Annotated in this window: 15 protein-coding genes and 2 tRNA genes; 5 read left to right on the forward strand and 12 right to left on the reverse strand. The window is 38.5% G+C overall.

Translation table 11 applies throughout. The features are described 5' to 3' along the window. Positions 1–18 precede the first annotated feature (18 nt). Together QL995_RS14940 and QL995_RS14945 are read right to left on the reverse strand one after the other, a co-directional pair. A tRNA-Arg gene (locus tag QL995_RS14940) sits at positions 19–95 on the reverse strand. 55 nt (positions 96–150) lie between these two features. After that, positions 151–227: transfer RNA gene (locus QL995_RS14945), tRNA-Pro, on the reverse strand. Positions 228–579: 352 nt separating this feature from the next. Here QL995_RS14945 and folD point away from each other — a divergent pair. Further along, positions 580–1,434, forward strand: coding sequence for a bifunctional methylenetetrahydrofolate dehydrogenase/methenyltetrahydrofolate cyclohydrolase FolD (folD, locus tag QL995_RS14950; protein ID WP_002958348.1), 855 nt, complete (start codon positions 580–582; stop codon positions 1,432–1,434). Between the two features lie 72 nt (positions 1,435–1,506). Here folD and cysS read toward each other — a convergent pair whose 3' ends face one another. Next, entirely contained in the window at positions 1,507–2,886 is a 1,380-nt protein-coding gene (gene cysS, locus QL995_RS14955; RefSeq protein ID WP_024592761.1) for a cysteine--tRNA ligase, read from the reverse strand. A 155-nt stretch (positions 2,887–3,041) separates the two neighbouring features. On the opposite strand from cysS, the gene QL995_RS14960 reads away from it, so the two are divergent. The 3 genes from QL995_RS14960 to QL995_RS14970 all read left to right on the forward strand — a co-directional run bounded on the left by QL995_RS14960 (position 3,042) and on the right by QL995_RS14970 (position 5,198). After that, entirely contained in the window at positions 3,042–3,533 is a 492-nt protein-coding gene (locus QL995_RS14960) for a peptidylprolyl isomerase (protein ID WP_007580931.1), read from the forward strand. An 87-nt stretch (positions 3,534–3,620) separates the two neighbouring features. Continuing rightward, positions 3,621–4,358: a UDP-2,3-diacylglucosamine diphosphatase gene (locus QL995_RS14965; RefSeq protein WP_007580929.1), complete on the forward strand. Its 738-nt coding sequence runs from the start codon at positions 3,621–3,623 to the stop codon at positions 4,356–4,358. Between the two features lie 54 nt (positions 4,359–4,412). Beyond that, complete coding sequence (locus tag QL995_RS14970; protein ID WP_290294485.1) at positions 4,413–5,198, forward strand: transporter substrate-binding domain-containing protein; 786 nt, start codon at positions 4,413–4,415, stop codon at positions 5,196–5,198. Here QL995_RS14970 and miaE read toward each other — a convergent pair. Then, positions 5,195–5,962, reverse strand: coding sequence for a tRNA isopentenyl-2-thiomethyl-A-37 hydroxylase MiaE (gene miaE / locus QL995_RS14975; RefSeq protein ID WP_008139048.1), 768 nt, complete (start codon positions 5,960–5,962; stop codon positions 5,195–5,197). The genes QL995_RS14970 and miaE overlap by 4 nt on opposite strands. A gap of 206 nt (positions 5,963–6,168) precedes the next feature. Here miaE and QL995_RS14980 point away from each other — a divergent pair, with 206 nt between their 5' ends. Beyond that, positions 6,169–6,768, forward strand: a complete 600-nt coding sequence (locus tag QL995_RS14980) for a Yip1 family protein (RefSeq protein ID WP_007580923.1) — start codon at positions 6,169–6,171, stop codon at positions 6,766–6,768. 115 nt (positions 6,769–6,883) lie between these two features. Here the strand turns inward: QL995_RS14980 and purF are convergent, their stop codons facing one another. The 8 genes from purF to QL995_RS15020 form a co-directional block, all read right to left on the reverse strand. Then, on the reverse strand, positions 6,884–8,410 hold the full coding sequence (purF, locus tag QL995_RS14985; protein ID WP_007580920.1) for an amidophosphoribosyltransferase: 1,527 nt from the start codon (positions 8,408–8,410) through the stop codon (positions 6,884–6,886). An 18-nt stretch (positions 8,411–8,428) separates the two neighbouring features. After that, entirely contained in the window at positions 8,429–8,923 is a 495-nt protein-coding gene (locus QL995_RS14990; protein WP_007376853.1) for a CvpA family protein, read from the reverse strand. A 195-nt stretch (positions 8,924–9,118) separates the two neighbouring features. Continuing rightward, complete coding sequence (locus tag QL995_RS14995) at positions 9,119–9,760, reverse strand: SPOR domain-containing protein (protein WP_101162846.1); 642 nt, start codon at positions 9,758–9,760, stop codon at positions 9,119–9,121. A gap of 11 nt (positions 9,761–9,771) precedes the next feature. Then, positions 9,772–11,037 carry a bifunctional tetrahydrofolate synthase/dihydrofolate synthase gene (gene folC, locus QL995_RS15000; protein WP_290294487.1) on the reverse strand — a complete coding sequence of 422 codons (1,266 nt, stop codon included), beginning with the start codon at positions 11,035–11,037 and terminating at the stop codon, positions 9,772–9,774. 25 nt (positions 11,038–11,062) lie between these two features. Further along, entirely contained in the window at positions 11,063–11,938 is an 876-nt protein-coding gene (accD, locus tag QL995_RS15005) for an acetyl-CoA carboxylase, carboxyltransferase subunit beta (protein ID WP_007376856.1), read from the reverse strand. A 140-nt stretch (positions 11,939–12,078) separates the two neighbouring features. Continuing rightward, positions 12,079–12,876 carry a tRNA pseudouridine(38-40) synthase TruA gene (gene truA, locus QL995_RS15010; protein WP_007584098.1) on the reverse strand — a complete coding sequence of 266 codons (798 nt, stop codon included), beginning with the start codon at positions 12,874–12,876 and terminating at the stop codon, positions 12,079–12,081. Positions 12,877–13,024: 148 nt separating this feature from the next. Then, positions 13,025–17,176: a FimV/HubP family polar landmark protein gene (locus QL995_RS15015; protein ID WP_290294488.1), complete on the reverse strand. Its 4,152-nt coding sequence runs from the start codon at positions 17,174–17,176 to the stop codon at positions 13,025–13,027. 354 nt (positions 17,177–17,530) lie between these two features. Then, complete coding sequence (locus tag QL995_RS15020) at positions 17,531–18,547, reverse strand: aspartate-semialdehyde dehydrogenase (protein ID WP_007586655.1); 1,017 nt, start codon at positions 18,545–18,547, stop codon at positions 17,531–17,533. Between the last annotated feature and the right edge of the window lie 6 nt (positions 18,548–18,553).

The following is an 18,553-nucleotide window of genomic DNA, read 5'->3' on the forward strand; positions in this document are numbered from 1 at the left end:
TATTTACATGTTTTCAAATGGTGCACCCAGAAGGATTCGAACCTTCGACCCACGCCTTAGAAGGGCGTTGCTCTATCCAGCTGAGCTATGGGCGCATCGAAAACTTCATAGTTTACCAATAAGCTATTCGATTATAATAAATTATAAAAATGGTCGGCGATGCAGGATTTGAACCTGCGACCCCTTGGACCCAAACCAAGTGCGCTACCAAACTGCGCTAATCGCCGAAACTTATTATTGTTAGCGAGTGACCTCGTTGACAACGGGGTGCATAATAGTGATTTGATGGGGTTAGGTCAAACGTTTTTTTAATAAAACCAATCAAGTGCTCATTTTTAGTGCACAATGGTTAAATATTACAATAGTAGGCTGAAATTTAAACTATTTAATAACTCAAATGTTATATACATTAAAAGCAACTTGGCGCTGCTATGCTTTTCTGCGAAAATAGTAGGCACATTATAAAACGAGTTAAATAAAGAGTACGTTTTCTTTATTAGCATTTTTACCCCTATTTTATTATGCATTCGTTTTTAGAGTATCGGTATCTAGTTAATTAACCCCAATTAAAGGTCACCCATGACGGCAAACATCATTGATGGTAAGGCAATCGCAAAACAAGTACGTAGCGCTGTAGCAGAACGCGTAAGTGAACGTGTAGCAAATGGTTTACGTGCACCAGGACTTGCAGTAGTACTTGTTGGACTTGATCCAGCAAGCCAAGTTTATGTTGGTTCAAAACGTAAAGCCTGTGAAGAAGTAGGTTTTATCTCCAAATCATTTGATTTACCAGCAGACACGCAAGAGCAAACTCTTTTAGATTTAATTGACGAGCTAAATAATGATGCCGAAGTTGATGGAATTTTAGTGCAGTTACCACTGCCAAAAGGTCTTGATGCTGAAAAGATTTTAGAACGCATTACCCCACATAAAGATGTTGATGGATTTCATCCATATAACATTGGTCGATTAGCACAGCGTATGCCTGCCCTTCGCCCATGTACCCCTAAAGGTATTATTACATTACTTGATTCAACGGGTGTACGTTATAAAGGGATGCATGCAGTTGTCGTTGGCGCGTCAAATATTGTTGGTCGTCCAATGTCGCTAGAGCTTTTATTAGCGGGTTGTACTACCACAGTATGCCATAAGTTTACTCAAGACTTAGAAACGCATGTTCGCCGCGCTGACTTATTAGTTGTGGCTGTAGGTAAACCTGAATTTATACCTGGAGATTGGATAAAAGAAGGCGCTATAGTCATCGATGTAGGCATTAACCGTTTAGACACGGGTAAATTAGTCGGTGATGTTCAATACAGTGTGGCTGAACAAAAAGCGCATTTTATTACACCTGTACCAGGTGGCGTTGGCCCGATGACGGTCGCGAGCTTAATTGAAAACACACTTGAAGCGTGTGAGAAATATCACAGCTAAGCTGTTAAAAAATCAAAAAAGGGTTGCCATTTGGCAACCCTTTTTTTGTTTAACGTGTATTACTTTAAACGCTTACGCTTTACGCCACGTTGTTTTACCGGCTGAATCTTCAAGTATTACACCTAACGCATTAAGCGCATCACGTGCTTCATCAGCAGCAGCCCAGTTTTTACTCGTACGTGCTTCATTACGTTTTACAATTAATGCTTCAATTGTCGCAACTTCGTCGTCATCTTGCCCGCCTTGTAAAAAGGCTTCCGGTGCTTGTTGAGCAACACCTAAAACGTTACCAATACTGCGTAATATAAACGCAAGTTGCCCAGCTTGAACTGCGTCACTTTCTTTTACGCGGTTTAATTCTTTAGCAAGTTCGAACAACACAGGTAGTGCTTCTGGTGTATTAAAGTCGTCATTCATTGCTTTTCTAAATTTAGCAACAAACTCATTACCTTCTAAATCGCACTCTACCGGTTCGACATCACGAAGCGCTGTATAAATGCGCTCAAGTGATGAACGCGCTTGGTCTAAATTTTCTTGTGAGTAATTTAGTTGGCTGCGGTAATGACCTGAAATTAAAAAGTAACGAACAGATTCAGGATCGTATGCTTTTAAAACTTCACGCACTGTAAAGAAGTTATCTAACGACTTAGACATTTTTTCTTTGTTTACTTGAACCATGCCAGTATGTATCCATGTATTTACATACTTGCCGTTGTTTGCACAGCACGATTGGGCAATTTCGTTTTCATGATGTGGAAACTGTAAATCAGACCCCCCACCGTGAATATCAAAATGCTCACCTAAGTGCTTTGAGCTCATTGCCGAACATTCAATATGCCAACCCGGACGCCCTTCACCCCACGGTGATGACCATGATGGTTCACCTGCTTTTGCTTTTTTCCATAACACAAAATCAAGTGGATCGTCTTTATCTTGCGCTACTTCAACGCGAGAGCCTGATTGCAACATAGTTAAATCTTGCTGAGAAAGTGCACCGTATTGCTCAAACGTTGATACATCAAACAAAACATCGCCGTCGGCTGCGACATAGGCATGGCCTTTTTCAATCAAGCGCTTAACCATAACGATAATTTCATCCATATGGCTTGTAACTGTTGGTTCAATATCTGGGCGTAACATATTTAGGCTATCAAAATCTTCATGCATCGCTTTAGTCATGCGCACAGTTAAGTCGTTTATTGACTCACCATTTTCGTTCGCACGTTTAATTATTTTATCGTCGATATCTGTAATGTTACGTACATATTTCAAATCGTAACCAATATGGCGTAAGTAGCGCACAATAACGTCAAAACCCACAAAAGTACGAGCGTGTCCAATATGGCAGTAATCATAAATGGTGATACCACACACATACATGTCGATTTTTCCTTCGACCATAGGTTTAAATTGCTCTTTTTGTCGCGTGAGTGTGTTGTATATATTTACCATTTACTTTGAGTCCTTGACTATTTACTTGAACAGTTATGTTACCACTTGAAAAGCCCCTGCTCTAGCGCTTTATAACAAACCAAACATCTACTTTGTTAATCTTAGCCAACTACGATAAAATAGCGCCAATATTTAAACCGGATATAGGAAAACACATGGTTGTTCTACACACTAATTTTGGTGACATCACCATTAAAATGTTTGAGCAAGAAGCTCCAAACACAGTTAAAAACTTTTTAGAGTATGCAAATGCTGATTTTTTCAACGGCACTATCTTTCATCGTGTAATCGATGGTTTTATGGTTCAAGGCGGTGGTTTTGTTCCAGGTATGGAACAAAAAGAAGTAAACGACCCAATTCAGAATGAAGCTAATAATGGCCTGTCTAATAAAGTAGGCACTTTAGCTATGGCACGTACACCTGATCCTCATTCAGCTACAGCACAGTTTTTCATTAACGTGAACAACAACGACTTTTTAAACCACAGCAGCGAAACATCGCAAGGTTGGGGTTATTGTGTTTTTGCTGAAGTAGTAGAAGGCATGGACGTAGTAAATAAGATTAAAGCAGTTGCAACAGGTAGTACTGGTTTTCACCAAGACGTACCTCTTGAAGATGTGATTATAGAAAGCGTTACTGTTAACTAGTAACGTTTACTCATATTATGTGAGTATATAAGCGGGTGTATACTATTAGTATATGCCCGTTTTTTTAAAACTAGAATAGACTGACCTATGACTCGCCAAACTTACTTTATTGCAGATTTACACCTAAGCGAAAACCGCCCCGACATTAGCGCTGCATTTTTTGACTTTTTAAATACACATATATTAAATAAAGATGTAGATGCACTTTATATTTTGGGTGATTTTTTTGAAGTATGGGTTGGAGATGACTACATTACTGCACTGAGTGCCGATGTAGCAAAACATTTAAGCGCCGTTAATGATGGTGGCACACCTGTTTATTTTATACATGGCAATCGTGATTTCATTATGCGCAAGCAATATGCCGACATGGCCGCAATGACATTACTCGATGAACAAACAGTCATTGATTTATATGGCACGCCTACCGTTATTTTACATGGCGACGAAATGTGCACTCAAGACACTGAATATCAAAACTTTCGTAAAAAGAGCCGTGGTTGGTGGTGGCCAAAATTGATGCTTGCAATGCCACTTTGGTATCGTAAAAAAATAGCGCGTAATGCCCGCGAAAAAAGTAAGTTAAGCCAAGCTGATAAACCTATCGAAATTTTAGACGTTGTCGATGAGGCTGTACTTGCCACCTTTGCCAAACATAACGTTACGAATATGATTCATGGTCATACTCACCGCCCTAATGTTCATACGTATAAAGTTAATGAACAAACACTTACTCGCACAGTGCTAGGTGACTGGTATACCCAAGGTTCTTATTTAGTCGTTACCCCTCAATCACAAGAATTAATTAGCACGCCTTTCGCATAATTTAAAATTCTGACTATTATTTATCTATATATATGAATAATAGTGAGAGGTTGAATGATTAAGCTGTTAATTTTCATCGTAGTAATTGCCATTCCTACACAAGTATTTAGCAAGCAAACATGGCAAATTGTTACAGAAAACTATCCTCCCTATTTTAGCGAAAACCTACCTAGTAATGGCTGGCTATATGAAATAGCAGAATCAGCTCTTAAAACGCAAGGTATTAATAGCGAACCAGAATTCACGACATGGGATCGCGCTTTAAAGCTATTAGAAAAAAACAGAAAAACCGCTATTTTAGGTGCTTTTTATTCATTAAAAAGAAATGAAGTTTTTTACTACTCTCGTCCACTTGCAGTTGCTCACTCAGGAGTTTTCAAACGAAAAGAGAGTGTTATTAATTTCGACGGTACAGTTCAATCATTAACACCTTATAGTATTGGTATAGAAGACAATGCCGTTGTAAGTCAAGAGTTTGCTAGAAATAGGGAGCTGGCAATAACGTCCACTAAAAGCCTTCCTACAAGCTTATATTTACTACAACAAGGGCGTATTGATTTAGTCGCGGGTACTAAAGAGGTTGGAAATTATTGGCTTGAACACACTAAAACCGAAGATTCAGATGATAATAATATTGAGTACTTATCGCCAGATCTTGCTTCTCATAAACTATATTTAGTCGTCTCTAAATCAAATTATAGAGCCAAAGAATACTTACAAAAATTTAATAGAGGAATTGATATAATAACTAAAAATGGATGCATTGCTAAAATTATGAAAAAACATAATTTCAGCAATCAGAAAATAGCAGAATATATTAATTTTTTAAAAGAAAATTAGCTTTGCGCTATTGGAACACCGCTGTGAAATTTAAAATCAGTATCGGTTGTCGAAATTAACTCTTTTTCTTTTTCACCAAAAAAGTTTACGCGATCGGTAATATCAAAATCAGCAATTTCTTGCGCTAAAGTTAAATAATCTTGGTAATGACGCGCTTCTGAACGTAACAACGAAATATAAAAATCACCTAAACGTTTGTCAACATGCGGTGCAAGCTTTGCAAAACGCTCACACGAACGCGCCTCAATATAAGCGCCTACTATTAGCTTATCGACTAATGCATCGGGCTCGAACGTTTTAACATGACGGAGCATGCCTTTTGCGTAACGACATGGTGTAATACTTTGATACTCAACACCGTACTCGTCCATAATTTCGAGCACTTGATAAAAGTGATGCAGCTCTTCTTTTATCAGCAAAACCATTTTATCGATTAGACCTTGCCCGTATGGAGAACTCGATTTAGGAATTATTGATTTAGTGAGCTTATTTTTAGCAGCCAGATCGCGCCAATTCCCTTCTCGCTTGTAAATAAGCGTTTCAAATGGCTTTAGCCACTCGAGTAATGCATCACTACCCTCTTTATCTACCGCGTATTTACGTATTAAAAACATCGCACTTTGAGCTGCTTTTAATTCACAAATTAAGTGATCTATTAAAATGACTGATAAGTTTTCTTTTTTAATTGCTTGCTCCACCCATTGCTCTGGGGTGGTACACAATAAAAAGTTATTAATCGGCTCTAAAAGTTGGCTATGTGGCACGTTGACTGCTCATTACTAAATAAATTTGATAGACCGTTATTTTAACACGAAATTTTGCTTGGGATAAATCAAAGCCCTTATCTGCGTCTAAATGTTAATAACGAGTTAACTTGACTTTGCAAAATAAGTGAACCATAACTGTACATAGACTGTATAAAAATAAACCAACCAAAACAATAATACGTTCCTTTTATGGAGTAAGTACTATGATACTAAATCACCTCTGGGGCATTTATGCTCACCCACTTGAAGAATGGCAAACAATAGATAATCGCCATGAAAGTTTAACCTATAGTTTGTCGCATATTTTACTGATTGCTTTATTTCCTTCAATAATGGGCTACTACTCATCTGTTTATTTAGGATGGAGTATAGGTGCAGGCAATCCCGTATTTTTAACGCACGATAGTGCACTGCTAATTGCAGGTGCAATGTATTTTGCTTTAATAGCGGGTGTTTTTGCATTGGCGTATTTAGCCCATTGGATGGCGGTTACATTTGGCTCTAAACCTACATTTACACAAACACTTGAACTTGCAGCATATACTGCAACACCAGTGTTTATGTCGGCACTCGCCGCTTTTTGGCCTGTACTTTGGTTTGTAGTGTGTATTGGAATTATTGCACTGGCTTACTCGGTTTATTTACTCTATACCGGCGTACCAATACTTATGCATATCCCAGAAGAGCGTGGCTTTATTTACGCCAGCTCGGTAGTAACGTGTGGATTAATATTACTGGTTATTATTTTAGCTGTAACAGCTATGCTTTGGACTAATGGGATTGTTAGCCCAATGTTTACTTAATAAATTTCACCTAAAAAAAGAGTCATGTTTGATAGAAATGTTCCCTTTCTTTCCTTCGCAAAAAAGGAGCTAATTAGCTCCTTTTTTTGTGTAACGACTTTTTATTAACTAATCATTAATCAGCTTCGTTTTCGTCTTGGTTGTGTATTTCTAAACCTGAAGACATCGCACTTTCGCGGGTGCTTTTTGCTGAATCGTTACGTAGCTTATCAATACGATTTAAATAGTTTTGATCAATATCGCCAGTAATATATTGGCCATCAAATACTGAAGTTTCAAACTTAGTAATTTCAGGGTTTTCTTGGCTAACCGCAGCAATTAAATCTTTTAACGATTGAAAGATTAAACCGTCAGAACCAATACTTGCATTAATATCTTCTACTTCACGTCCGTGAGCAATAAGCTCAGCTGCTGAAGGCATATCAATACCGTACACATTAGGGAAGCGTATTTCAGGTGCCGCTGATGCAAAGTAAACGTTTTTAGCGCCAGACTCTCGGGCCATTTCAACAATTTGTGCTGATGTTGTACCACGAACAATTGAGTCATCAACTAATAATACGTTTTTACCTTTAAACTCGCGATCAATTGCGTTTAGCTTTTGACGCACTGATTTTTTACGCATCTCTTGGCCAGGCATGATAAATGTACGACCAATATAACGGTTTTTAACAAAACCTTGGCGATACGGTAAATCAAGCACACGTGCAATTTCCAGTGCTACATCACATGAAGTTTCTGGGATTGGGATAACTACATCAATATCTTTGTCAGCCCATTCACGTGCAATTTTTTCGCCTAGTTTAGTCCCCATGTTTACGCGTGTTGCGTACACAGACATACGGTCTATTGTTGAGTCAGGTCGAGCAAAATAAACAAATTCAAAAATACACGGCGAGTAAGATGCCTTATCAGCACAACTAAGTGAATGGAATTCACCTTCTTCTGTAACATATATAGCTTCACCAGGGGCTACATCACGTACAAACTCAAAACCGTCCGGTTTCAACGCAACGCTTTCTGAGGCAAACATGTACTCAGTACCTTTTTCGGTTTCGCGTTTACCAAATACAAGTGGGCGAATACCATTAGGGTCGCGAAAAGCAACAATGCCGTGGCCGATAATCATAGCAATAGTTGCATAACCACCGCTTACTTTATTGTTTACTTCGGTTACCGCAGTAAAAATATCTTCAGGGTCTAAATGCAACTTATCAGATTTGCTTAATTCATGTGCCATGATATTAAGTAAAATTTCAGAGTCTGATGTTGTATTAACGTGACGACGTGCTTCTGAGAATAACTGCTCTTTTAAAGCTTCTGCATTAGTAAGGTTGCCATTATGGGCAAGTGCTATACCAAACGGTGAGTTAACATAAAAAGGCTGTGCTTCAGATGAGCTTGAAGATCCTGCTGTAGGATAGCGCACATGGCCAAGACCAATTGTACCTTGTAGTCGTTTCATATGACGTGTGTGAAAGGCATCTTTCACTAAGCCATTTGCTTTGCGCAAGCTAAACGTATTATTCTCAATGGTAATGATACCCGCGGCATCTTGACCACGGTGCTGCAAAACAGTTAAGCCATCATAAATCGCCTGATTCACAGGGGATGTTCCGACTATTCCAACGATACCACACATGTAATTTATCCTCGCCGATTAACGGTTTACTGAATTTAAAAAGCTCGAGTTGTTTTCTAGGTACGAAAAGAACCATTCAACAACAAAGCCAAATTCTGGAATCAAAATAGAATTGCCCCACCAGTGCGTATTGGGTGCACCAGTAAAAGCATCAAGAAAGAAGAGTAACGCGCTCACGACCAACACGCCTCGTAGAGCACCAAACACTATGCCAAAGACACGGTCGGTACCCGATAAACCAGTACGATGTACAAGCTCACCTAAAATATAGTTTAGTAAACCGCCTAACAGTAGCGTCGCAAAGAATAATATGGCTATGGCCGCAGCATTTCTTAAAAGGGGTTCAGAAATGGTTGTTAGGAAGGAAGCTAAATATTGGTAAAATAAGCTAGAGATGATAAAGGCGCCAGCCCATACCGCTAATGACATTGCTTCTTTTACAAAGCCGCGTATTAAACCGATGATGGTAGACAATGCAATGATGCCAATAATGGCGTAATCAACCCAGATCATAAGAACCAATTAGTCGCTAATTTGGGGCGCATTCTATACCCAAACATCGTTAGTATGCAAGTTTAAACGGGAGATTACTGGGTTGTAGTCAATACAAAAAATTAACATTATAGAATGGGTATTGTGAGATAAAGATAATGATAAAAACAAATATAAATAAATAAAAAAAGGCTTGTGATACAAGCCTTTTTTTAATTATTTTGTTACTTCGTATTGCGTAACTTTACCATTTAATTTAGTAAGCTCTTTCAGCTGGGGAAGCTGCTTTTGTAATTCATTTTTATCAAGCGAAGGACCAACAAATACCTTTGTTAACGTCCCATTTGGGGTTTTAATCGGTTTAGTAAACGTTTTAAACCCTTCAACTTTTAATTTAGCCTGTAATGCTTTTACATTTGCAACATGTGAAAAACTACCTAATTGAATAACGTAAGCCATACTTGTTAGGTTTTCATCACTTTTACGAGGCGCAATAGGTTTTGGTTTAGCCTGAACCGGTGCCTTAGTGATCGGTGTAGCTTTGGGTTCAATAGTCGCTTCAATAACTTTATTCTCTACAGCGTAGTCACTCTCATCCATAGCGTTTTGCTGCTCAAAAGCTTCATCGTCAGCTTGAATATCTTCAATTTCATCTTGTTTTAGTGGCTCAGCATTAGCCATGTTTTCATCAATTGACTCTTGAAGATCGATTGTTTTGAACTCAGGGCGATCAGGTATCGCTTTAAAGCCCTCTTTATAATGCACTTTTTCGCCATCGAGTATATTAGGGATAAACACAATTGCTGCGATCACTACTATACTTGTTCCGACTAAGCGATTAATAAAACTTGAGTTCACCGACATCCTCTCTATTTTTTAAAGTAATTAATAGCGCCGGCCACTGTAAAAAATGAACCAAATACAATCAACATAGTATCACTTTGTTGTTTTGGTAAAATTACACTCAGTGCCTGTGCCACACTATCATAGCTATTGATAGTATTATGATGAGATATACCCTGCAGCGCATTTTGTAAATTACTTGCAGTGTCGCCTCGCGGACCACTTAAGCTCGCTAATGACCACTCATCGACCAAGTGACTTACTTCTTTAAGTACACCCACTTTATCTTTATCAGCAAGCATAGCGGCTAATGCATGAATTTTAAAGCCTTTATCTTTATAGCTTGATAACTTATTGGCTAAATAACGCGCCGACTCAGGGTTATGTGCTACATCAGTAAAGACTAAAGGCTCAGCGCTTAACTGCTGAAACCGCCCTTCTACAACTAAATTAGCGAGGCAACTTCGTATGACTTGCTCACTTGGTAATAAGTTTAAAACGCTTAGCGCAGTTAACGCCGTTGCTGCATTTTGACACGGTATTGCTGGCTTATCTATTACAAGATTATGTTCTTTATATTGCCAATTAAAGCTCTCAGCATTCTCTTTGAAAATAAAGTCACTGCCCGACAACGTCATATTGGCATTAATTTCTTTGCCATAATCAGTCATTGTGTGAGGAATATTTAAATCCCCTATAATAGCAGGCGTATTTTCACGAAAAATACCGGCTTTATCATAAGCCACTAACTCTCGTGTATCACCTAGGTACTCTTTATGATCTAAATCGATAGTGGTGATCACACTTGCAAAGGGAGTTACTATATTTGTAGCATCAAAGCGCCCGCCTAGACCAACCTCTAGTAATACATAATCGACCTTACAGCGTTTAAAAATTGCCAACGCACCCAAAGTACCATATTCAAAATAAGTCAGAGGAGTGTCTTTACGGCCTTGCTCAAGCTGGTGAAAAGCATCTATATGAAATTGGTCTGCCAGTTCTTCGCCATTAACTCGTACACGCTCGTTATAACGAATTAAATGAGGAGATGCGTAAGTACCCACGCTAAAACCTTGCGCTAGCAATAGCGACTCTAAGCAACGTGCAGTGGTGCCCTTACCGTTTGTACCGGCAATAAGAATAATTTTACTTGGAGTGTTTAAAAGGCCAATATTGTTGGCAACATTAGCAACTCGTTCTAGGCCCATTGCAATGTTAGCTGGGTGAACACTTTCTAAATAAAAAAGCCAATCATCAAGGCTTGATGATTGGCTAGGAATTGTTTTTGTCATAGCGTGTAATCAGTAAAGCTGAAATTTACGCTACTCTATGCTCTTGTTCCGTAGAAGGCAAGTTCATAAATTTAGCTAAAATGCGTGCAAGGGTATCGCGCATTTCACGGCGGTCAATAATCATGTCAATTGCACCATGTTCTAGCAAAAATTCACTACGCTGAAAACCTTCAGGTAATGTTTCGCGAACAGTCTGCTCAATAACACGAGGACCTGCAAAACCAATTAACGCTTTAGGTTCAGCAACGTTAATATCACCCAGCATAGCAAGTGATGCAGATACACCACCCATTGTCGGGTCGGTCATTACTGAAATAAATGGAAGACCTTTTTCCGTCATTTTTGCAAGTGCAGCACTTGTTTTAGCCATTTGCATAAGCGACATAAGCGCTTCTTGCATACGTGCTCCGCCTGATGCAGAAAAACAAATAAGCGGCATGTTATGCTCTAAACATTGATCAACAGCATCAACAAAGCGAGCGCCAACAACAGAAGCCATTGAACCACCCATAAATGAGAACTCAAATGCTACCGCTGCCACTGGAATACCTTTTAATCGGCCTTTCATAGCTACAAGTGCATCTTTTTCACCACTTGCTTTTTGGGCTGCACTGATACGGTCAGAGTACTTTTTAGAATCTTTAAACTTAAGAATGTCTTTAGGCTCATGTTGTGTACCAAGCTCTTGACGATCACCTTCATCTAAAAAGTGCTCTAGGCGCTTACGGCCACTAACACGCATGTGATGGTCACACTTAGGACATACGTTTAATGACTTTTCTAATTCAGCTTTATATAAAATTGAATCACACGATGTACACTTAGCCCAAACACCTTCTGGGATTTCTTTACGACCTGATGATTTTGTCGTTTTAGGTAAGATTTTTTCTAGCCAACTCATTTGCAACTCTCTTAATACTGTTCTGTGTCGCGAGCCTGCTAATAGCAATTAGCAGACAAATTTTTTCAATTAAAACATGAATTACACTAACGCGGTATAAAAAACTGGTCTTAGTAGTTAAAAGTGCTCATAAAAAGTACTTATACCACATCTATATCAGGCAAAAATAAAGGGCCTAAAGGTGTTTGAGGAATATTAAATTGCTCAGGGTAGTCAACATCCACTAAATACAAACCAGCAGCCTTAGCGGTAGCACTGGCCTTTGCGCGTTCTTTACAATCAAGTAGCTCTTTTATCCATATAGGTTGTTGTTTATGTAAACCAACATCCATTAAGCTGCCTGTGATATTACGTACCATGTGATGTAAAAATGCATTCGCTTTAATATCAATAATAACGTAAGTACCTTGGCGCTGTACCGACAGATGATGAATTGTTCTTGTCGGTGTATTTGCTTGACAATGTATCGCTCTAAAAGATGTGAAATCGTGTTTACCTATTAAGTACTGACACGCCTCTTGCATCTTTGTTTCATCAAGATGATGATGAAAATGCGTAACACCCTCGTTTAATACCGCACCTCGTAGAGGGGAGTTATAAATAACATAGCGATAACGACGAGCTGTAGCACTAAAACGGGCATGAAAGTCATCAGCAACCGGTTGGGCAAAGCGAATAGCAATATCTTTAGGCATTAAAGTATTCATACCTAGTGTAAATGCGACCATATCGCGATCGGCTTGCGTTTCAAAGTGTATTACTTGGCCTGTACCGTGCACACCAGCATCTGTACGCCCTGCACATATAACTTCAACAGGATGATTACAAATACGCGACAACGCTTTTTCTACTTCTTGCTGTACGCTATTTACATGTGATTGACGCTGCCAACCACTATAACGTGCGCCGTTGTATTCAACTCCAAGTGCTACTCGCATAATTACCGTTTTACCTACTGTGCTAATGAACGAGGCATTTTATGCTATCTAACGATGCAATAAAAGGAGACCTGTCGTAATCAAACCAATACACATAAAAAAACCCGTATTTAGCTAAGCTAGATACGGGTTCTTATAAACATTTTAATTATTTTAGTTTAGCTTTTAAGCTAAGTGCTTCCTCTTGAACTTCTTCAGGACCTTTGTTAATGACATCCTCAATAACTTTAAGCGCAGAATCAAAATCATCAATTTCAATATAAGCACGCGCTAAATCAAGTTTAGCTGAGTAGCCACCACTTTCAGCATCAACATCCGTTGGGTTATCACCTGCAAGTAATGCATCAAACTCACTCAAACCGACATCCATATTAACGTCGGTGTAAGGTTCGTGTTCAAGTTCAGCGTCGTCACTTTCTTCTAATAATGAATCAATATCTACAAATTCGTCATTATCAAGTTGCTCAACATCACTACCTTCAACAAGTGACTCTTTTGTAGTTAATGAATCATCTGTCTCTAAGTCTTCTTTTAGCAAGCTGTCAAAGTCAACATCAAATTCACTGCTGTCATCAACACTTAACTCTTCAGGCTCTGCTAACTCACTAAGTAATGAATCAAAATCAGTTTGCGTCAAATTCGACATAAACTCTTCATCAAGTTCGTCGTCAGAGCTAATATCAGTGCTACCCACTTCATCTAAGCTTGTTAACTGTGCTTCGCGCTCTGCATTTGTTTGCTCTTGCGATTCGTCTGATAACTCATCAGTTAGCGCTTGCTCTAAACTATCTTCGTCAAATTCAGCATCTAATTCAGAAAAATCATTTTCAATTAAAATCTCATCATCAAAATCATTTTCTAAACTATCTAAATCAGCATCTGCCATAAGTGCGTTTGCTAAATCTTGCTCAGCTTGGCTGGAAGCGACTCCCGGTGCCTCACCATCTAAATCATCCCCTTGTAATTCTTCAGGGGTAAATGGCAACTCACTTTCTAATGTTTCTTGAACTTCATCAAGGTTAAGAGGTTTGATGTCATCTTCAATACTTGGTGGTTCAACAGAATCAACCTCATTATTAATTTCTTGAAGTAAATCATCATCAAGCGACTCATCTTCAATCTCCGTTTCAGTTTCTAATTCAGAGAAGTCATTATCAATTAATAGTTCATCATCAAAATCATCTTCTAAACTATCTAAATCACCATCTGCCATAAGCGCATTTGCGAGATCTTTCTCTGTTTGACTAAGTGCTACTGCATTTTCATCACCCGATGCATCTCCTTTAAGCTCTTGCGGCTCAAACGAAGGCTCATTCTCTAATAATGATTGATCATCGTCTAATTCAAGTTCAGGATATTCATCCAACTCTTCACTTGGAGTTACAAGCTCGCTATCAAGCTGCTCTTCAATTTCAGTAAGATCTGAGTCATCGTCGCCCGCTAGCGGATCGTCACCAAGATCTACTTCTATTTCTTCAAGATCATCATCAAGCTCATCTAAAGACCAATCAGGTGTTTCTATATAGTCGTCATCAGTGGCCTGTTGTAGCTCACTTAAAAGCTCATCAACGCTCTTTAAAGTATCATCTGTGTATTCTTCAAGTGCATCTTCAGGATCAAGAAGCGACTCTGATGTGTCTGAAAAATCATCAACCGTTACATCTATAAGTTCAGGTTCTTCTATAAGCTCAGGTTCTTCTGCAAGTTCAGGCTCATCTTCAAGCTCTGGCTCTTCTTCAAGTTCTGGTTCTTCTTCTAGCTCAGGCTCTTCTTCAAGCTCTGGCTCTTCTTCAAGTTCTGGCTCTTCTTCAAGCTCTGGCTCTTCTTCAAGCTCCGGCTCTTTTTCAAGCGCAGGCTCTTCTTCAAGCTCAGGCTCTTCTTTAAGCTCAGGCTCTTCTTCAAGCTCAGGCTCTTCTTCAAGCTCAGGTTCTTCTGTAAGCTCAGGCTCTTCTAAAAGCTCTGGTTCTTCTTCAAGCTCAGGCTCTTCTTCAAGCTCTGGCTCTTTTTCAAGCTCCGGCTCTTTTTCAAGCTCCGGCTCTTTTTCAAGCTCTGGCTCTTTTTCAAGCTCTGGCTCTTCTTCAAGTTCTGGCTTTTCTTCAAGCTCTGGCTCTTCTTCAAGTTCTGGCTCTTCTTCAAGTTCTGGCTCTTCTTCAAGCTCTGGCTCTTCTTCAAGCTCTGGCTCTTCATTTAATGATGAAGCAAGCGACTCAATATCATCAACATTTAATTCTTCTTGAGCATCTGCTAAATCCTCAACTGAGTCTGCTAATGCATTATCAATTTCTGAATCTCTTACATCTGAATTTTTTAGTTCATCATCAATTAGGTTATCTATGTCGTCTAAATCAAAGTCGTCACTTTCCTCAACTAATGATTTATCTGCAGTATCAACCGCTGCCTCATCAATTAAGCTATCTATGTCGTCTAAATCAAAGTCGTCACTTTCCTCAACTAATGAATCATTTGCAGTATCAACTGCTGCCTCATCAATTAGGTTATCTATGTCGTCTAAATCAAAGTCATCACTTTCCTCAACTAATGAATCATTTGCAGTATCAACCGCTGCCTCATCAATTAAGCTATCTATGTCATCTAAATCAAAATCGTCGCTTTCCTCAACTAATGAATCATCTGCAGTGTCAACCGCTGCTTCATCAATTAAGCTATCTATGTCATCTAAATCAAAATCGTCGCTTTCTTCTAGAAGTTCATCTTCGTCGAGTAACTCTGCATCAATTGAGTCATCTGCCACATCACTTTTTGGGTCATTCGCTTCATCAATTAAGCTATCTATATCGTCTAAATCAAAGTCGTCGCTTGTATCAAGTTCAGCTGAAGTGTTATTTGAGGTATCTAATTCTGTTGATGTTTGATCTAATAATTCATCTATATCAAAATTATCATCATCTGCAAGCTCCTCACTTAAAGCCGCCATTTCATCATGAGACTCTAAGCTATCATCCTCTAAAGCTTCGCTTGTTTGCGGTGCATCAAACTCAGGTAGACTATCGTCTTCATCAAACAAGCTATCTAAATCGTCATTAGTTAGAATTTCATCATTGTTTATTGAGTCATCAGATAAGTCTAAATCAATATCTTCAGCGTTTTCATCTGAAGGTTGATCAAACCCTTGCTGCATAAAAATATCGAGTTCATCATCGTCATCGGTATTTTCATCATCAAAAACAATGTCATCACTTAGTAGACTTTCAAGCTCATCCTGATCGAGTAAATTCTCACCACCTGAAAAATCATCTAGGCCGTCATCTAAATCATCATCAGGCAACATATCATTTTCAAGATTATCATCAAGTTGAACACTCAAGTCATCTAAAGGGTCGGGTACAATTGGATCGTCATTTAAACTTGGACCTAAATCATCATCGCCAGTGTAAATTGGGGTTTGTGGTAAAAAGTCATCATCGTTTTGTGGCTCTTCTTGATTACTTGCTCGTTTGCGTAAAAACATAACAATTGCAAAAATAATCAGTAGCCCAGGAATAAACATTAATAAACCCAGCACTATCGGATTTGAAAATAATGAGCTTAAATCAAACGATTCTTTTGGTACTATCTCTTGTTTTTTTTGTTGTGCAATAATCTCGTTTTGCTTAACAATTAGTTCTTTTAATTGATTTTGAATTTCACTGTCTTGTCCTAACTGTAAGCGTAAGTTTTCGAGTTCGTTTGAAATACCTGATAATTGTTTTTTAAGATTATTATTCTCAACTAAAATTTCTTCTACATTGCTTACAGAATTTTTAAATTGTTGTTGTAACTCAACCAGCTTAGTACTTTGCTCTGTTTTTATTTCATTTAATTCTTTCTGTATCTCTTTTTTGGCATCGTCTACGTCGACTTTACGAGCTTGGGTTACTTTTGTTTGTGCTGAGGTAATTTCGCTTTGCGTAAGTGTGCCATTTTTTTTCTTTTCCCATAATGCATCATCTTGCTCTGAGCGTTGTTTTGCAAGCTGTGTATTTACACCTTTTATTTCGGCTAAGGTAGGGATTTTTAAATAGGCACCATTTTGAATATGATTAAGATTTTGTTCTAAAAATGAGTTGGGGTTTTTGTTATACAAGGCCTGCATAACTTGATAAATGCTGACGGAGTTATCTGGGCGCACTTTAGCCGCTATACGCCAAAGTGTGTCTGTTGGTTTAATTGGCCCAATAGATCGCCCTTGCGCACCATAGTCAACGCCTTTAGGCCCCTTTAATTGGGTACTGTCTTGAGAGTAAACTGGCGTTACTATCAATGCAGACGCTAATATAATAAGTGTAACTAAACCGCGCATGCTGATCCTTTAATATTTAAATATTAACAAAACACTTAAAGCTTAAGTGCATAAATATTGTTGATTATTGCTGTTATCAGCCAAATGGCTGACTCGCATTTATTATTACAATCTATTTTTATTGCAAGCTCTATTCCAATTACAAACTATAAACCAGTTAAGGCTTAATATCCATCGCAACACCTTGAAAATAAATGCCTTAAAACATCTTTATAAATATTAATTTATTGAGTGTTATCAATCAGTTTTTATACTTTTAAAAATAAACGGCAAAAAATTGACAAGCTCTATAAACAAAAAGCGGCAAACAAATAATGTTTACCGCTTCTAAAGTGTGTTCAGCGCTATTAACTATTACATGTAATTAGCAATAAGCTCTTCTGCAATTTGAATGCTGTTAGTTGCAGCACCTTTGCGAGTGTTATCACTTACAACCCACATGTTTAATCCATGAGGATGAGAAATATCAGCACGTAATCGGCCTATATAAACAGTATCGTTACCACTAGCGTCAGACACTGCTGTAGGGTAATCACCTTCATCATCAATTAGCTCGACACCAGGCGCGTCTTTTAAAAGTTGCTTAACGTGTTCAAAGTCATAAGGCATGCGCGTTTCAATATTAATTGATTCTGAGTGACCAAAAAACACGGGAACACGTACACATGTAGGATTTACTGCAATAGTGGTATCACCCAAAATTTTATGAGTTTCATTTACCATTTTCATTTCTTCGCGTGTATAGCCATTATCCTCAAAGCTATCAATTTGAGGAATAACGTTAAATGCAATTTGCTTTGGAAATACTTTATTATCCATAGGGCGTGCATTCATCAAGTTAGCTGTTTGCTTTGCAAGTTCATCAACCGCTTCTTTACCTGCGCCCGATACAGCTTGGTAAGTAGATACGTTAATACGGTCTATTCCGTAAGCATCATAAATTGGTTTAAGTGCTAACATCATCTGAATAGTTGAACAGTTAGGGTTAGCAATAATATTACGATTCCTAAAATCAGCTAGGCTTGAAGCATTAACTTCTGGCACCACTAGTGGGATTTCAAAATCATTTCTAAAGTGCGATGTATTATCGATTACAATACAGCCGGCATCAGCAGCAATAGGAGCATATTTTTCAGATACACTACCACCAGCAGAAAACAAACCTATATGCGCTTGGCTAAAATCAAAGCCTTCAACGTCAAGTACTTCAATGGTCTCACCACGAAACTTTATGTCTTCACCTGCGCTGCGGCTGCTCGCAAGTAAAAAAAGCTGATCTACAGGAAACTTACGATCTGCTAGCGTTTCAATGATTTGACGGCCTACTAAACCAGTAGCGCCAAGTACGGCAACGTTATATTTTTGCGACATATTTCT

Source organism: Pseudoalteromonas sp. APC 3358, assembly GCF_030408075.1.
In the GTDB taxonomy this organism is placed as follows: Bacteria; Pseudomonadota; Gammaproteobacteria; order Enterobacterales; family Alteromonadaceae; genus Pseudoalteromonas; species Pseudoalteromonas arctica.

What these genes read in the sequence shown, in the direction of transcription:
- folD (WP_002958348.1), top strand. Translation starts at nt 580, where the DNA reads ATGACGGCAAACATCATTGATGGTAAGGCAATCGCAAAACAAGTACGT.
- cysS (WP_024592761.1), bottom strand. Translation starts at nt 2,886, where the DNA reads ATGGTAAATATATACAACACACTCACGCGACAAAAAGAGCAATTTAAA.
- QL995_RS14960 (WP_007580931.1), top strand. Translation starts at nt 3,042, where the DNA reads ATGGTTGTTCTACACACTAATTTTGGTGACATCACCATTAAAATGTTT.
- QL995_RS14965 (WP_007580929.1), top strand. Translation starts at nt 3,621, where the DNA reads ATGACTCGCCAAACTTACTTTATTGCAGATTTACACCTAAGCGAAAAC.
- QL995_RS14970 (WP_290294485.1), top strand. Translation starts at nt 4,413, where the DNA reads ATGATTAAGCTGTTAATTTTCATCGTAGTAATTGCCATTCCTACACAA.
- QL995_RS14980 (WP_007580923.1), top strand. Translation starts at nt 6,169, where the DNA reads ATGATACTAAATCACCTCTGGGGCATTTATGCTCACCCACTTGAAGAA.
- purF (WP_007580920.1), bottom strand. Translation starts at nt 8,410, where the DNA reads ATGTGTGGTATCGTTGGAATAGTCGGAACATCCCCTGTGAATCAGGCG.
- QL995_RS14990 (WP_007376853.1), bottom strand. Translation starts at nt 8,923, where the DNA reads ATGATCTGGGTTGATTACGCCATTATTGGCATCATTGCATTGTCTACC.
- folC (WP_290294487.1), bottom strand. Translation starts at nt 11,037, where the DNA reads ATGACAAAAACAATTCCTAGCCAATCATCAAGCCTTGATGATTGGCTT.
- accD (WP_007376856.1), bottom strand. Translation starts at nt 11,938, where the DNA reads ATGAGTTGGCTAGAAAAAATCTTACCTAAAACGACAAAATCATCAGGT.
- truA (WP_007584098.1), bottom strand. Translation starts at nt 12,876, where the DNA reads ATGCGAGTAGCACTTGGAGTTGAATACAACGGCGCACGTTATAGTGGT.
- QL995_RS15015 (WP_290294488.1), bottom strand. Translation starts at nt 17,176, where the DNA reads ATGCGCGGTTTAGTTACACTTATTATATTAGCGTCTGCATTGATAGTA.
- QL995_RS15020 (WP_007586655.1), bottom strand. Translation starts at nt 18,547, where the DNA reads ATGTCGCAAAAATATAACGTTGCCGTACTTGGCGCTACTGGTTTAGTA.